Origin of the sequence: Variovorax soli NBRC 106424 (assembly GCF_001591385.1) — a bacterium.
GTDB classification, from domain to species: domain Bacteria; phylum Pseudomonadota; class Gammaproteobacteria; order Burkholderiales; family Burkholderiaceae_C; genus Variovorax; species Variovorax soli.
Genome location: NZ_BCUU01000070.1, coordinates 1 through 13,860 on the forward strand (window position 1 = coordinate 1; position 13,860 = coordinate 13,860).

The 13,860-nt window shown below is 70.8% G+C and carries 13 protein-coding genes; 8 read left to right on the forward strand and 5 right to left on the reverse strand.

The features are described 5' to 3' along the window. Positions 1-276: 276 nt before the first annotated feature. Positions 277-1,185, forward strand: coding sequence for a LysR substrate-binding domain-containing protein (locus VSO01S_RS18525; protein ID WP_068644291.1), 909 nt, complete (start codon positions 277-279; stop codon positions 1,183-1,185). A 23-nt stretch (positions 1,186-1,208) separates the two neighbouring features. Further along, positions 1,209-2,216, forward strand: a complete 1,008-nt coding sequence (locus VSO01S_RS18530) for a Bug family tripartite tricarboxylate transporter substrate binding protein (RefSeq protein ID WP_068644312.1) — start codon at positions 1,209-1,211, stop codon at positions 2,214-2,216. A gap of 18 nt (positions 2,217-2,234) precedes the next feature. Here VSO01S_RS18530 and VSO01S_RS18535 read toward each other — a convergent pair whose 3' ends face one another. The 5 genes from VSO01S_RS18535 to VSO01S_RS18555 all read right to left on the reverse strand — a co-directional run bounded on the left by VSO01S_RS18535 (position 2,235) and on the right by VSO01S_RS18555 (position 8,035). Next, positions 2,235-3,518 carry a lactonase family protein gene (locus VSO01S_RS18535; protein ID WP_068644292.1) on the reverse strand — a complete coding sequence of 428 codons (1,284 nt, stop codon included), beginning with the start codon at positions 3,516-3,518 and terminating at the stop codon, positions 2,235-2,237. A 169-nt stretch (positions 3,519-3,687) separates the two neighbouring features. Further along, complete coding sequence (locus VSO01S_RS18540; RefSeq protein WP_068644293.1) at positions 3,688-4,947, reverse strand: MFS transporter; 1,260 nt, start codon at positions 4,945-4,947, stop codon at positions 3,688-3,690. 43 nt (positions 4,948-4,990) lie between these two features. Next, entirely contained in the window at positions 4,991-6,619 is a 1,629-nt protein-coding gene (locus tag VSO01S_RS18545; protein ID WP_068644294.1) for an alkaline phosphatase family protein, read from the reverse strand. A gap of 28 nt (positions 6,620-6,647) precedes the next feature. Continuing rightward, the gene (locus tag VSO01S_RS18550; RefSeq protein WP_068644295.1) at positions 6,648-7,268 is read right to left on the reverse strand and encodes a YceI family protein; all 621 of its coding nucleotides are present in this window, start codon (positions 7,266-7,268) and stop codon (positions 6,648-6,650) included. Beyond that, positions 7,265-8,035: a CDP-alcohol phosphatidyltransferase family protein gene (locus VSO01S_RS18555; RefSeq protein ID WP_068644296.1), complete on the reverse strand. Its 771-nt coding sequence runs from the start codon at positions 8,033-8,035 to the stop codon at positions 7,265-7,267. The genes VSO01S_RS18550 and VSO01S_RS18555 overlap by 4 nt, the downstream gene beginning before the upstream one ends. Before the next feature lie 163 nt (positions 8,036-8,198). On the opposite strand from VSO01S_RS18555, the gene VSO01S_RS18560 reads away from it, so the two are divergent. The 6 genes from VSO01S_RS18560 to VSO01S_RS18585 all read left to right on the forward strand — a co-directional run bounded on the left by VSO01S_RS18560 (position 8,199) and on the right by VSO01S_RS18585 (position 13,823). Further along, complete coding sequence (locus VSO01S_RS18560) at positions 8,199-9,047, forward strand: DUF6502 family protein (RefSeq protein WP_281179844.1); 849 nt, start codon at positions 8,199-8,201, stop codon at positions 9,045-9,047. Then, positions 9,044-10,237, forward strand: a complete 1,194-nt coding sequence (locus VSO01S_RS18565) for a DUF4382 domain-containing protein (protein WP_068644298.1) — start codon at positions 9,044-9,046, stop codon at positions 10,235-10,237. Before VSO01S_RS18560 ends, VSO01S_RS18565 begins: the two co-directional genes overlap by 4 nt. 156 nt (positions 10,238-10,393) lie before the next feature. Continuing rightward, a complete protein-coding gene (locus tag VSO01S_RS18570; RefSeq protein ID WP_068644299.1) occupies positions 10,394-11,401 on the forward strand; it encodes a zinc-dependent alcohol dehydrogenase in 1,008 nt (335 codons plus the stop codon). Positions 11,402-11,422: 21 nt separating this feature from the next. Next, entirely contained in the window at positions 11,423-11,827 is a 405-nt protein-coding gene (locus VSO01S_RS18575) for a 6-pyruvoyl trahydropterin synthase family protein (protein ID WP_068644300.1), read from the forward strand. Next, the gene (locus tag VSO01S_RS18580; RefSeq protein WP_068644301.1) at positions 11,824-12,924 is read left to right on the forward strand and encodes a glycosyltransferase family 4 protein; all 1,101 of its coding nucleotides are present in this window, start codon (positions 11,824-11,826) and stop codon (positions 12,922-12,924) included. The genes VSO01S_RS18575 and VSO01S_RS18580 overlap by 4 nt, the downstream gene beginning before the upstream one ends. After that, on the forward strand, positions 12,921-13,823 hold the full coding sequence (locus VSO01S_RS18585) for a class I SAM-dependent methyltransferase (protein ID WP_068644302.1): 903 nt from the start codon (positions 12,921-12,923) through the stop codon (positions 13,821-13,823). The genes VSO01S_RS18580 and VSO01S_RS18585 overlap by 4 nt, the downstream gene beginning before the upstream one ends. Positions 13,824-13,860 lie beyond the last annotated feature (37 nt).

A 13,860-nucleotide genomic window follows, 5' to 3' on the forward strand; every position in this document is an offset into this window, starting at 1 on the left:
GGCGGGCGCGCCGCCACTGTTGCTGCTGCCACCGCCGCAGGCGGACAGCAAGGCCAGGCAGCAGGCCAGGCCGAGCGCCGAAGCGGCACGCAGGCCCGGCGGAAGGAAGGTGGAATGGCGAGGCGCGGTGCGCATGGCTTGTCTTGTCTCCGTGGTTCTTCAAAAACACCGCGGCCATTGAGGGCCGTGGTGCGCGCCGAAGATAGGAGCGGGGTGACCTAGGGTCAAATAAAATGATCGAGCCCTTCCGATACGAAAAAGATATGGAGACAAGCCATGGACCTGCGGGCCTTGCGCTACTTCGCCGCGGTGGCTGAAACCGGCCACATGACACGCGCTGCCGAACAGCTGGGCATCCAGCAGCCGCCGCTGTCCACGCAGATCAGGACGCTGGAGCGCACGCTGGGCCTGCAGCTGTTCAAGCGCCATCCGCGCGGCGTGACCCTGACCGAGGCCGGCCGCCTGTTCCAGGCCGAGGCGCGCCGCCTGCTCGACGACGCCGAGGCCATGCGCCTGCGCATGAAGCGCGTGGCCGAAGGCCAGGCCGGCGTGCTGCGCGTGGGCTTCACCAGCTCGGCGGCGGCGCACCGCTTCGTGCCCGATGCGCTGCGTGCCTTTCGCCAGGCCTTTCCGGGCGTGGAGCTGCAGCTGCGCGAAGCCAATGCCGCGGGGCTGACGGAGGCGCTGGCAGCCGGCCGCCTGCATGCGGCGCTGCTGCGGCGCCCGGTGGCGCAGGCCGAGGGCCTGCGTTTCGACACCCTCCTGCGCGAGCCGATGGTAGCGGCCCTGCCGATCGAGCGTGCCCAGGCGCTGCCCGCGCGCAGCCGCCAGCGCGGCCTGCCGCTCGAGCGCCTGTGCGAGAGCCCGCTGATCCTGGTGCGCCGGCCCGGCGCACCCGGCATGTACGCCGAGCTGCTGGCGCTGTGCCATGCGCAGGGGCTGGCACCGCGCGTGGCGGCCGAGGTGGACCGCATGATGACCAACCTGAACCTGGTGGCCGCCGGCGTCGGCGCCTCGGTGGTGCCCGCCTCCATGGCCGGCGTGCATGCCCATGCGGTAGCCTACCTGCCGCTGCAGGGCTGCGATGCGCTGGATGCGCCGCTGACCCTCGCCTGGCGCGAGGGCGAGGACAGCCTGCCCGCCCGGCAATTCCATGCGCTGCTGCACCAGCGCGCCGGCGCGTGAAGAAGAACACGCGCGCCTTTCAGATGTCGCCGGGCGCGGGCCTGCATCGACGCAGGTTGCTGGCCGCCGGCCTGGCGTGGCCCGCAGCGGGCGTGGCTCAACTCGCCGCACCCGCGCCCTCGCCTGCCGACTGGCCGGCGCGACCCTTGCGCCTGTGGGTGGTCTATCCGGCCGGTGGCGTGTCCGACACGATTGCGCGCGCTCTCGCCGATCCGCTGTCGGATGCACTACAGGTGCCCGTGATCGTGGAGCACCGCCCCGGCGCGGGCGGCAGCGTGGGCATCGATGCGCTGGCGCGCAGCGCACCCGACGGCCACACGCTGGCTTTTTCCGCCATGACGCCGCTCACCCTTCATCCCCTGATCGCGCGCCTCGCGCATGCCGACCGGCTGGATGCGGTCGCGCCCGTGGCGAGCGTGATGCACACGCCAGTGCTCATCGCTGCCACGCCGGCCTTCACCGGCACGGATTGGGGCGGCGTGCTGCAGCAGGCCCGCGCCAGGCCCGGCAATTTGCGTTGGGCCAGTTCCGGCATCGCCACCACCGGCCACCTGGTGCTGGCGCAGGTGCGCGCGCTGGCCGGCGTCGACATCACGCATGTGCCCTACCAGGGCGGCGGGCCGCAGCTCAACGATGCGCTGGGCGGACAGTTCGAACTGCTGTCGACCAATGTGGCGGCGCTGCAGTTGCGCTACATCGCCCAGGGGCGGCTGCGGGCGCTGGCGGTGGGCGCCCCCGCCCGGTTGCCGGCGCTGCCGGACGTGCCCACCCTGGCCGAGCTGGGCTTTGCGCCGGCCAACCGCGATTCGCTCTTCGGCGTCTTCGCGCCGCAAGGCACGCCGCGGCGGATCGTGCGGCGGCTCAATGCGGAGATCAACCGGGCCTTGGCCGGCGCGCCGATGCGCGAGCGCCTGCAGCAGTCGAACAACCTGCCCGCGCCCGGCAGCGCCGAGGCCTTCGCGCGCGAGATCGAGCTGGACCGCCGGCGCAATGCGGCGCTGGTGGCACGCGACCCGCGCGCCTTCGACTAGCGCCGCGGGCTCGGCTCGTCAGTAGCCCGCCAGGCCCACCGTGCTGTTGTAGGGCACGGGATAGCTGGCGACCTTACGCAGCTGCGGCCCGTCCATCTTGTAGGCCACGAGCTGCCGCGCGTTGGGATAGAGCTGGTAGAAGTAGCCGTCCCGGCTGGCCCACGAATCGACCGGCCCGCTGGTGACAAGGCCGGTGCCGGTTTTGTAGTTGCCGTCGCCGGGCACATAGCCCTGGTTGTCGGCGGCCACGCTGATCTTGCCGCCTTCGATGTTGAAGGCGGTGACGTTGCCGAAGCTGAAGTTGGTGGCATACGCGAAGCGGTTGTCCGGGCTCAGGCTCACCCAGCAGGTGTCGGCCGGCCCCTTGTTCGCCGGGTTCAGGGCCACCCTGGCAATGGGCGTGCTGGTGACCTTGCCGTCCGGCCCGAGGGTGCTCAGCACCGCGCCGCTGGAATCGGCCAGCGTGTTCACGAACACGTTGTCGCTGCCATTGAGAAAGGCCAGGCCGAAGGGTCCTTCGCCGCCCGCATCGTTGACCACGGCCTTGCCCAGGCTGCCGTCGTCCCGGATGGGGAACACCAGCAGCCCGTCCTTGGTCTTGGCGTTGGAGGGCGTCACCTTCGGCGGCGGCGTGTTGAACACCACGTTGGCCAGCAGAAAGCGCTCGTCGGGCGAACTGATGATCTGCGTGCCGACCCGGTTCTGCAAGCGCGGCGTGTTCAGCGTGTACTTCTTCCTCATCAGCCGCAGCTTTCCATCGGCCACCTTGAACGAGCGGATGTGGTTGGGCCCGGTGGAGTGCATCACGTACAGCATGCCGGCCTTGGCGATGTAGGCCAGCGAGGTCGGCGGCGCCTTCTGGCCGGTGGGCTGGCGGTCACGCAGCTGCAGCTTGCCATCCTGGCCCACGGAGAAGCTGCTCACGCTCGAATCGGAGGCGTTGACGGCGAACAGCATGCTGTTGTCCGCGCTGAGGATGACGGGCCCCACGCTCACCAGGTTGTCCGGCGCAGACTTCTGGCGGGTGAGGATCTTGTAGCCGTTGGTGCCCTTGCCGCCGGTGGCCACGCGCTCCACCTCGACCAGCGTGCCGTCGGCGTTGCGCGCGTAGTGGATGATCTTGTTGCTGGTTTCGTTCGTCTGCGTGTACAGGTGCGAGGCAGCCGATGGTGGCGTGGCAGCAGAAAGAGAGGAAAAGGAGAAAGAAGAGGAAGAAGAGCCGCCGGGGCTGGCGGCGCAGGCCGCCAGGGCGAAGGCAGTCGCTGACAGGACGACCGCCCTCAGGACGAGGGTGAGTTTCATGATTGTTTCCCTGAATGTTCTTGCTTATGTGAGCTGCCGCGCGCAAAGGCCGCGGGCAGCCGGCGCACATGCCGTGCTACGCGTGTGTGATGTGTGTGTGCAGCCTCCCTTCCGCGCGGCCGCGTCCGGCGCCGCGCATTCGGCATTAAACCAAAGCCGGTGCGCCGGATCAGGCCGCGGCTTGCGCCACCGCGCCGCCCGGCCGCAGCCGCTTCACGCGCAGCAGCAGGCCGAAGGCAATGCCCATGGTGACCAGGTTCCAGGCGATGCCGTTGAGGAAGGCCGCGTGGTAGCTGCCGGTCAGGTCGAACACCTTGCCCGACATCCAGCCGCCCAGCGCCATGCCCAGCAGCGTGGCCATGAGCACCGTGCCGATGCGCGCGCCCGCCTCCGCCGGCGGGAAATGCTCGCGAACGATCACGGCATACGAGGGCACGATGCCGCCCTGGAACAGGCCGAACATGGCCGACACCACGAACAGCGGCACCATGCCGTCGAAGGGCAGGAACAGGATCAGCGCGACGCACTGCAGCACCGCGCCCAGCAGCAGCGTGCGCAGGCCGCCGATGCGGTCGCAGATCACGCCCGAGACGAGCCGGCTCACCACGCCGCAGGCCAGCATGAGCGACAGCATCTGCGCACCGCGCGCGGCGCCGAACCCCAGGTCGGTGCAGTAGGCCACGATGTGCACCTGCGGCATGGACATGGCCACGCAGCAGGCCACGCCCGCCACGCACAGCAGGCCCTGTGCCTTGCCGGGCGACAGGCCAAAGGGCCGGTCCGACGGTACCTGTCCATGGGCCGCCACCATGCCGTGCGCATCGTGGGCCGGCGGGCGCGCGCGCAGCATGAGCGCCAGCGCGCCCATGGCCAGCGTCGTGAACACGCCCAGGCCGATGAGGGTCTGGCGCCAACCCGCCACTTCGACGAAGTGCTGGATGATGGGCGGCCACACGGCACCCGCGATGTAGTTGCCGCTGGCGCACAGGGCCACCGCAATGCCGCGCCGGCGCACGAACCACTGCGTGGTGTCGGCCATCAGGGGCCCGAAGGCCGCGGAGCTGCCGAGAAAGCCCACCAGCAGACCCTGCGCCAGCGTGAAGCCCCAGATGCCGCCCGACAGGCCGCTGAACACATAGCCCACGCCCAGGCACAGCGCGCCCAGCAGCAGCGGCCACATCACGCCGAAGCGGTCGGCCAGCCGGCCCATCCAGATGCCGCCCACGCCGAAGCCCACGAGCAGTGCGGTGTAGGGCATGGAAGCCTGCGCGCGGTCGATGCCGAACTCGGCCTGCACCGATGGCAGCACCACCGCCACCACGTACATGCCGCCGCTGCCCACCGTGAGCAGCAGCATGGTGACGAGAAGGCGCATGTAGGCATAGCGCGAGTCCGGAAGGTGCTGCGCCGGGGCGTTGGAAGAAGGCATGGCGGCGATTGTGCCGGGGCAGCGCGTTCCCTGTCGGCGGGGCTTATTCCGCCGCAGGTGCCATGGGCGCGTCGAACACGTCCAGCAGCAGCGGCGTGAGTTCATGCATGGGCCGCGCCTGCACCTCGGGCGGCGGCACCAGGCCGCGCACGAAGCCGTGCGCCACCAGCCGGTCGAGCAGCGCCTCGTCGCGGCTGATGATGTGCACCGGCACCTCCCACGACGCGTCGCTGCCGCTCACCACGGCCCAGGGCTGGTGGTCGCCGACGAGCACGGTCACCAGCTGCGGCGGCGCTTCGTTCTGCAAATAGGCGCCCAGCCATGCGAAGGTGTAGCGCAGCGAATCGAGGTAGGCCTGCGTGCCGCTGTCGCGGCGCGACGTGCCGGGCACCTGCAATGCTGAGTCGAGCTGCTGCGCGGTGTAGGCCTGCGCATCGCCCGCATGCGCCAGGTCCGGCATCAGCGGCGGCAGCGGCACGAAGGGCATGTGGCTGGCCAGCGTGGCCATCACGGTGAAGCGCGGCGGGCGCTGCGCCAGCGGCGCGGCCAGCTCCTGTGCCTGCAGCAGCGCCAGCGCGGCCTGGTCGGGCACGCGCCAGTGGCCCCAGGCCAGGCCGCGGTAGCCGACGCTGTCGGCATCGGCATAGCGGTCGAATTCCCAGAAGCTGCCTTCCGGCCAGGGCTTCTGCAAGCCGGCCATCCAGTTGACGGTGCGCCAGCCGTGCTGCCTGAAATGCTGGACCAGGCTGGGCCGCTGGCTGGCCAGCAGGCGCTCGTAATCGCCGGGGTCGCGCGTGTCCACGCCGGCCAGCACCGCCGCATGCGCCAGCCACGACGATCCGCCGAAGGTCGGCGACACCAGCCGCGCAGACACCACGCCGCGCCCGCTGGCCTGGATCTGCTGCGCGAGCGCTTCGCGCGCCGGCGCCAGCGCCCTGGCCTGCGCCGGGACGTCCAGCGTGCAGGCCCCGTACGACTCGGAAAAGAGCAGCAGCACGTCCGCGCCGTGCAGCCCGGCCAGCGTGTGGCGCGCGAAATCGGGACTGGGCGTGAGCGCTGCGCCACCCGGCACCTGCGCTGCAGCGAACAACTCCAGTTGGCGCGCCAACGCCGGCGTCGTGGGCCGGGCAAAGACGAAGCGCGTGTCCTGCCCGGCCACGCCGTGCATCAGGAACACCGCCGCGAGCACCACGCCCGTCACCGGAACACCCACCCGCAGTGCGCGGCTTTGGGCCAGTGCCGAGCCGAGCCACCGCCAGCACCTGTGCACCAGCGCGTACAAAAGCACCAGCAGGAGGACGAAGAGCAGCCCGGCGAGCGCGACTCGGCCCGGGCCGATGCCGCTGATGCGCAGCACCGACAGCGCATGCGGCGCGTCCCAGTACAGGTTCAAGGGCCGGCCGAGCAGCGCGGCCGCGGTCGAATCGAGGTAGTGCGCCACCACGACGAAGGTGGTGATGCCGGCCAGCCAGCGCAGGCCGCGCGTGGCGGGTGCGCGGCCGCGCCAGCCGATCCACAGCGCGAGGGCCGACACCGCCAGCACAAGCTCCAGCGAGATGCCCGGCGCCAGCGCCGGCCATACGGTGGGCCAGCGGTTGTGCAGCGTGAGCAGCGCGTGGAGCAGCAGCAGCGCCAGCGCCGCCTGCCACGCCCCGTGCGCCCGACGCGTCATGTGCGACTCGCGCCTGCTTTCGCGGCGGTCATTGCCGCTTGGCTTCGAATTCGATGATGAGCGGCACCTCGTCGCCCACCCAGCCGTTGTCCACGCCGTATTTCATGCCGTAGCTGCTGCGCTTGAAGCTGCCGCGTGCCGACACGCCCATCACGTAGGTCTTGTCGAGGGGCGAGATGCCGCTCTTGTTCCAGGTGGCGGTGAGCGTGAGCGGCTGGCTGCGGCCCAGCAGTTCGAGCTGGCCCGGGATTTCGAAGCTGCGCTCGCCGGTCTTGCGCGCGGTTGCGGCCGTGAACACCATGCGCGGGAATTCGCTGGCGTTGAGGAAGTCGGCGCTCATCAGGTGCTGGTCGCGCTTGGCATGGCTGGTGAACACGCTGCGCGTGTCGACTTCGATGCGAACGTCGGACAGCGCGCCCGTTTCTTCGTCGAAGCTGTAGCTGCCGCGCACCGCGCGGAACATGCCCAGCACCTTGGCATAACCCAGGTGCTCGACCAGGAAGCCCATGCTGATGTGGTCCGGGTCGAGCTGGTAGCGGGCAGGGGCGGCCTGCGCCTGCGGCGCCGCGGAAAACAAGGCGGCGAGGGCGAGCGCGGCGGCAAGCAGGCCCGGCAATGACCGGCGTGTTGTTGTTCGGATGGCATTCATATTTGCAACTCCGTGCTTCGGCGGCGGTACAGCCACAACAGGTCGACGAAAAAGGAGGCGCCCAGCATCGCCAGCCCGACCGCGGCAATGGCCTGGCTGGCCGGGCGGGCAATGACTGGCCCCAGGCAGACGATCAGCAGGGTGATCTGCGCCACGCACGCCGCCTTGCGCCGCCATGAAGGAAACAGCGGCCGGTCGATCCACGGCCACGCGCGGCCGGCCAGCACGAAGGCATAGCGCATGGCACCGGCCGCCAGCACCCAGGCGCCGGCCTTGTCGAACTGCACGAGGAGCAGGCACAGCACGGCCACCAGCAGCGCATCGCATTCCATGTCGAAGCGGGCGCCGAATTCGCTGGCCAGGCGCTGGCTGCGCGCCAGCGGTCCGTCGGCGGCGTCGAGCACGGCGGTGGTGGTGGCGAACACCACCACGGCCCAGGCCAGCGGCGCGGCATCGCCTGGCATGGGCCGGCCCACCAGGCCGGCCAGCAGCGCGATCATGGCCAGGCGCAGCAGGGTGAGGACATTGGCGGCGCCGAAGCGCGCATGCGGCGCGTGGCCGCGCAGACCCACCAGCATGCAGGCGGCGCCCAGGCCGTACACGGCCAGGCATTGCGCGGCATAGGCGGCGCTCCAGCCCATCCGGGCGGCGACGCCGGCGGCGGCCAGCAGAAGCACCAGACCCACCGCGACCGCAACCGCGCCGGCGGCGCGGCGCAGGCGCAACAGCGGGCTCCCGCTCAGGGTGTTCTGCGCAGCAAGCGGCATGAAGAAGAGTGCTCCTCGTCCAAAGGGGTGGCGCCCTCGAGCGCCCCCGTTTCCGGCCAGGCGCCAGTGTGCCCCCAAAGCGCTGGAAGCGCCCGGGCGCGGCTGTCATGAATGCTTACGTTCTGCATTGGGTTTGCGGTCAATTTGGGATAGATTTCCCAAAATGGATGCCAGGTCGTTGTTGCACGAAGCGCTCGCCAACGCAGTTTCGCGTGTGCTGCGGGCGCTTTTTCGCGTGCTGCTGCGCCACTCCATGTCCTACACCGCCTTCGAGGACCTGGCCCGCCGCGTCTATGTCGAGGTAGCCATGAAGGACTTCTCCATCGAAGGCAAGAAGCCGTCCATTTCGCGCGCCTCGATCCTCTCGGGCCTCACGCGCAAGGAAGTGCGGCGCCTGCTGGAGCTGAGCACCATGCCGGAGGACCCGGCCCAGGGCGAGCGCTACAACCGTGCCTCGCGCGTGCTCACCGGCTGGGTGCGCGACCCCGACTTTCTCGACGACAAGGGCCAGCCCATGGCATTGGCCATCGAGGGCCCGCACGGCTTTGCGGCCCTGGTGCGGCGCCACAGCGGCGACATGCCGGCGCGGGCGGTGCTCGACGAGCTGCTGCGCGTGGGCGCCGTGCGCTGGCAGGACGGCCAGCACGTGGCGCTGCAGACACGCGCCTACGTTCCGGCCCGCAGCGCCCCTGACAAGCTGGACATCCTGGGCGTGGACACGGCCGAACTCATTGCCACCATCGACCACAACATCGAACACGGCGACCTCGACCCGCGCTTCCAGCGCAAGGTCATGTACGAGGCCATTCCGGACAGCGCCCTGCCCGCTTTCCGCAAGCTCAGCGCCAACCAGGCCCAGGCCCTGCTCGAGCGCCTGGACGCCTGGCTGCAGACCCATGACAGCGTCCCGGGCGCCGCCGAAGCAGTCACCACGCCGTGCACGCGCGTCGGCCTGGGCATCTATTACTACGAGGAGCCTGCGGCTCCGCCAACACTAGGAGAACCACGATGAAGCTTCTGAAAACAATGGCAGCGGGCGCAGTCACCTGCGCGGCGCTGCTGCTGGCCGCCTGTGGCGGCGGCGGCGGCGACGGGGGCATTGGCGGCTCGGGCGCCACGGCCGGCACCATGAAAGTCTCGATGACCGATGCGCCGTCGTGCGGCTATGACCACGTGTTCGTCACCGTCAACAAGGTGCGGGTGCACCAGAGCGCCGACGCTTCGGATGCCGAAGGCGGCGCGGGCGGCTGGGTCGACATTCCGCTGGCACGACCCCAGCGCGTGGACCTGCTCACCCTGACCAACGGCGTGCTGTTCCCGCTGGGCGAAACGGTGCTGCCGGCCGGCAAGTACCAGCAGATGCGCCTGGTGCTGGCCGACAACACGGTGGCCGCCCCCTGGGCCAACTCGGTGCAGCCCACCGGCGGCGCTGAAGTGCCGCTCGACACCCCCAGCGGGCAGCAAAGCGGCCTGAAGCTCAACATGAACGTCGACGTCCCGGCCGACAAGGTGGTGGACGTGGTGCTGGACTTTGACGCCTGCAAGTCGGTGGTCAAGCGCGGCAACACCGGCAAGTACAACCTCAAGCCGGTGATCGCGGTGATCCCCGTGGTCAACAGCGGCGGCCAGCGCGTGGAAGGCTGGATCGATCCGGCCATGGTCGGCACCAGCACCTTGGTGTCCGTGCAATCGCAGGGCCTGCCGGTGAAGACCAGCATCCCCGACAGCACCGGCCGCTTCGTGCTGTTCCCGGTGCCGGTGGGCAGCTACAGCCTGGTGGTCACCGCGCCCGAGCGGGCGACGGCGGTCGTCACGGGCGTGCCTGTGACCGCCGACACGGTCACGTCGATCGGCAGCACCACCGTGCGGATGAACCCGCCGGCGTCGCTGATGCGAGACGTCAACGGCACGGTCAGCCCGGCCACCGCCACGGTGCGCGCCACGCAGTCGCTCAGCGGCGGCCCGACCATCGAGGTGGCTTCTCCGGCGGTGGATGCGCTGGATGGCACCTTCGACACGAGCCTGCCCATCGCCGCACCGGTCCGCGCCCCGTTCGTGGCCAACGCACCGTCCTTCGGCTTCGTGCCGGACGCACCGGTGGCAGGCCGCTACACGGTGCAGGCCAATTCCAACGGCAGCATCAAGAACATCGACATCGACGCCAACTCGACTGTTCCGCCTTTGACCTTCACCTTCCCCTGAAACGCCCAAGGCGGGCTGACGCCGCGGGCCAGGACAAGCGTGTCCGGCCCCAGGCGTATTCCGCGCGTGCCGCCCATCCCCCTCCGGCGGCACGCGCTTTTTTTTTGCTTTTCGCGCGGCCTCACGCCACGCGCGCATGCGTGACACACTCGGCCCATGTCCGATGGTTTTCACGCGCCCCATGAGGCCTCCCCGGCAACGACTGCCCGCGCCTGCTGGATCGAAGCCCCCGGCCGCGCCGCCCTGCGCCCCGTGCAACTCGCGGCGCCCGGCGACGGCGATGTGCTGGTGCGCGCCCTGCACAGCGGCGTGAGCCGCGGCACCGAACTGCTGGTCTTCTCCGGCCGCGTGCCGCCCAGTGAATACCAACGCATGCGTGCCCCGTTCCAGGAGGGCGACTTTCCGGCGCCGGTGAAGTACGGCTATGCCAGCGTGGGCGTGGTCGAGCAGGGGCCGCCCGAACTGCAGGGCCGCGCCGTGTTCTGCCTGCATCCGCACCAGAGCCGCTACGTGGTGCCCGCCGGCGCGGTGCATCCGCTGCCGCACGGCCTGCCGCCGCAACGCGCCGTGCTGGCCGCCAACATGGAGACCGCGGTGAACGCCCTGTGGGACGCGGCACCGCGCCTGGGCGACCGCATCGCCGTGGTGGGCGGCGGCGTGGTGGGCCTGCTGGTGGCCTGGCTGGCATCGCGCCTGCCCGGCTGCAGCGTGCAGCTGATCGACACCCATGCGCCACGCGAGCACATGGCCACACGGCTGGGCCTGCAGTTCGCGCTGCCGGGCCGCGCCGCATCGGAAGCCGACCTCGTCGTCCACGCCAGCGGCCATGCCGAGGGCCTGGCCACCGCGCTGAAGCTGGCCGCCTTCGAAGCCACCGTGCTCGAGCTGAGCTGGTACGGCGAGCAGGCCGTGAGCCTGCCGCTGGGCGAGGCATTCCATGCCCGGCGCCTGACCCTCAAGAGCTCGCAGGTGGGCCACGTGGCCACCGCCCAGCGCGCGCGCTGGACGCATGCGCGCCGCATGGCGCTGGCGCTTTCGCTGCTGCAGGACGAGCGGCTCGACGCGCTCGTCACCGACAGCGCGCCCTTCGACCAGCTGCCCGCGGTGCTGGCCCGACTCGCGTCCGGCGCGCCGGACACCGTGTGCCAGCGCATCGACTATTGAAGAGGAAGGAAGACCGACCCCATGTTCAGCGTCAACGTCCGAGACCATTTCATGATCGCCCACAGCTTTCGCGGCGAAGCCTTCGGCCCCGCGCAGCGCATGCACGGCGCCACCTACGTGGTCGACCTCGAGTTGCGCCGCGCGCAGCTCGACGCCGACGGCATGGTGGCCGACATCGCGCGCACCACCGACATGCTGCGCGCCGTGCTGGGCGAGCTGAACTTCCGCAACCTGGACGAGGAGCCGGCCTTTGCCGGCCGCAACACCACCACCGAGTTCCTGGCCAAGGTGATCTTCGACCGCTGCGCCGCGCGCATCGCCCAGGGCGAACTCGGCCCGCATGCCGGCGGCCTCGCGCACATGCGCGTGTGTTTGCACGAGTCGCATGTGGCCTGGGCGGCGTACGAAGGGAAGCTGCCGGTTTGACGGGCGCGGCGCGCCACTGCAGCTTTCTCGTGCCAGGCGAGCTGTCGACCCGCACCGGCGGCTACACCTACGACCGCCGCATCATCGACGGCCTGCGCGCACTGGGATGGCAGGTGGATGTGCAGTCGCTCGGCCCCGGCTTTCCATGGCCGAGTGCGGACGTGCTGGCGCAGGCCCGGCGCGTGGTCGAGGCCCTGCCCCATGGTGCGCTGGTGCTGGTCGACGGCCTGGCCTTCGGCGTGCTGGACGAACTCGCACACGCGCACGCCGGCCGCCTGCGCTGGGTTGCGCTGGTGCATCACCCGCTCGCGCTGGAAAGCGGCCTTGGCGATGCGCAGCGGCAGGCCCTGCATGCCTCGGAGCGCCATGCCCTGCAGGCCGCGCGCGCCATCATCGTGACCAGCCCCTTCACCGCGCGCAACCTGGTGGCCGATTTCGGCGTGGCGCCGTCGCACATCCGCGTGGTCGAGCCCGGTACCGATGCGGCGCCCGTGGCCCGGGGCTCTGCACCCGGCGAAGCCCTGCAGCTGCTGTGCGTGGCCACGATCACGCCGCGCAAGGGCCATGCCGTGCTCGTCGACGCGCTGGCGGGCCTGAAGGACCGGCCCTGGCGCCTGCACTGCGCCGGCAGCCTCAGCATGGACCCGGCCTGCAGCGCCGCCTTGCAGCAGGCCATTGCCGAGCACCGGTTGCAAGACCGCGTGCTGCTTCACGACGAGCAGGACGAAGCCGGCCTGCGCCGCCTCTACGCCATGGCCGACGCTTTCGTGCTGCCTTCCTTTCACGAGGGCTACGGCATGGCGCTGGCCGAAGCCATCGCGCACGGCCTGCCGGTCGTCAGCACACGTGCCGGCGCCATCGCCGACACCGTGCCGGGCACCGCCGGCATGCTGGTGCCGCCCGGCGACGTACCGGCCCTGCGCGCCGCCCTGCAGCGGCTGCTGGACGACGACGCCTGGCGCGCGCAGCTTCGCGGCGGTGCGCTGGCCGCACGCGCCGCATTGCCCAGCTGGGCATCCAGCAGCGAGCGCTTCGCCCACGCCCTCGCCGCGGTGCCGCACGACGACGATGAACCACGAGGAACCCCAAGACGATGAGCTTCAGCCCCGACTGGCTGGCCCTGCGCGAACCCTTCGACCGCGCAGCGCGCGAAGCCTCTTCACTGGACCTGCAGGACCTGCAGCAGCAGGCATCGGCCGCCGAGGCCGGCACCGGCGGCACGCCCTATCGCGTGCTCGACCTGGGCTGCGGCACCGGCGCCAACCTGCGCGTGCTGGCCCCGCGCCTGGGCGGAAACCAGCGCTGGCACCTGGTGGACCACGACGCGCGCCTGCTGGCTGCACTGCCCGGCGCGATGACCCGATGGGCGGAAACCCATCGCCTGAAAACTGCGCAAGGCGCGACCGACGACAGCCTCGTCATCGAAGCCGCCCACTGGCGCGCCGAGCTGAGCTGGCAGAAGGCCGACCTGGTGCGCGAGCTCGACGCCCTGCCCTTCGCGGGCTCGCAGCTGGTCACCACCTCGGCGCTGCTCGACCTGGTGTCGGCCTCGTGGCTGGCCGCGCTGCTCACCAAGGTGCACGAGGCGCAGGCGGCGCTGCTGTGCTCGCTGTCGGTGGACGGGCGCATCGAATGGCAGCCCGCCATGCCCGCGGATGCGCAGATGGCCAAGCTGTTCGCGGCCCACCAGCATCGCGACAAGGGCTTCGGCGGCCCGGCCCTGGGCGCGGACGCCGTGCCGCGTGCGGTCGAGCGCCTGGTGGCCCTGGGCTACCGCTGCGTGCAGGCCGGCAGCGACTGGCAGCTGGCCGCCGCGTCGGGCGGCGCACGCATGCTGGTGCAGATGATCGACGGCCTGGCCGATGCGGCGCTCGAGCAGGACCCCGGCGCGCGCGACCTGGTGCTGACCTGGCGCCTGCAGCGCCTGGCGCAGGCGGCGCACAGCAGCCTGCAGATCGGGCATGCGGAGTTGCTGGCGTTGCCGGCGAAGAAGTAGTCAGGCGCCCGTCGGCACGGTGAGTGTTGACGCCATG

What these genes read in the sequence shown, in the direction of transcription:
- VSO01S_RS18525 (WP_068644291.1), top strand. Translation starts at nt 277, where the DNA reads ATGGACCTGCGGGCCTTGCGCTACTTCGCCGCGGTGGCTGAAACCGGC.
- VSO01S_RS18530 (WP_068644312.1), top strand. Translation starts at nt 1,209, where the DNA reads ATGTCGCCGGGCGCGGGCCTGCATCGACGCAGGTTGCTGGCCGCCGGC.
- VSO01S_RS18535 (WP_068644292.1), bottom strand. Translation starts at nt 3,518, where the DNA reads ATGAAACTCACCCTCGTCCTGAGGGCGGTCGTCCTGTCAGCGACTGCC.
- VSO01S_RS18540 (WP_068644293.1), bottom strand. Translation starts at nt 4,947, where the DNA reads ATGCCTTCTTCCAACGCCCCGGCGCAGCACCTTCCGGACTCGCGCTAT.
- VSO01S_RS18545 (WP_068644294.1), bottom strand. Translation starts at nt 6,619, where the DNA reads ATGACGCGTCGGGCGCACGGGGCGTGGCAGGCGGCGCTGGCGCTGCTG.
- VSO01S_RS18550 (WP_068644295.1), bottom strand. Translation starts at nt 7,268, where the DNA reads ATGAATGCCATCCGAACAACAACACGCCGGTCATTGCCGGGCCTGCTT.
- VSO01S_RS18555 (WP_068644296.1), bottom strand. Translation starts at nt 8,035, where the DNA reads ATGCCGCTTGCTGCGCAGAACACCCTGAGCGGGAGCCCGCTGTTGCGC.
- VSO01S_RS18560 (WP_281179844.1), top strand. Translation starts at nt 8,199, where the DNA reads ATGGATGCCAGGTCGTTGTTGCACGAAGCGCTCGCCAACGCAGTTTCG.
- VSO01S_RS18565 (WP_068644298.1), top strand. Translation starts at nt 9,044, where the DNA reads ATGAAGCTTCTGAAAACAATGGCAGCGGGCGCAGTCACCTGCGCGGCG.
- VSO01S_RS18570 (WP_068644299.1), top strand. Translation starts at nt 10,394, where the DNA reads ATGTCCGATGGTTTTCACGCGCCCCATGAGGCCTCCCCGGCAACGACT.
- VSO01S_RS18575 (WP_068644300.1), top strand. Translation starts at nt 11,423, where the DNA reads ATGTTCAGCGTCAACGTCCGAGACCATTTCATGATCGCCCACAGCTTT.
- VSO01S_RS18585 (WP_068644302.1), top strand. Translation starts at nt 12,921, where the DNA reads ATGAGCTTCAGCCCCGACTGGCTGGCCCTGCGCGAACCCTTCGACCGC.